A 315-nucleotide genomic window follows, 5' to 3' on the forward strand; every position below is an offset into this window, starting at 1 on the left:
CGGGATTCGTATCGTTGACGCCTTCGATCATGGCATACTCATAGGTCGGGCGGCGGCCGGTCTTCTCGGTGTAGAGCTGAAGCGCTTCGTGAAGGCGAAGCAGCGTGTACTTCTTAACACCGGGCATGAGCTTATTGCGCGTCGACTGGATGGCGGAATGCAGGGAAACGGCAAGCGTGAACTGCTCGGGGATGTCGGCAAATTTGCGAATACCGGGAATAACGCCGCTGGTAGAGACGGTGAGGTGACGAGCGCCGATACCGATGCCATCGGGGTCGTTGAGGATTCGCAGCGCCTTGAGAACCTCGTCGTAGT

At 58.1% G+C, this 315-nt stretch carries 1 pseudogene; it reads right to left on the reverse strand.

What is annotated here, in order from left to right:
• Positions 1-315, reverse strand: a pseudogene (locus GO013_RS16880) (23S rRNA (adenine(2503)-C(2))-methyltransferase RlmN); the annotation flags it as partial.

Origin of the sequence: Pseudodesulfovibrio sp. JC047, assembly GCF_010468615.1 — a bacterium.
Lineage (GTDB): Bacteria > Desulfobacterota > Desulfovibrionia > Desulfovibrionales > Desulfovibrionaceae > Pseudodesulfovibrio.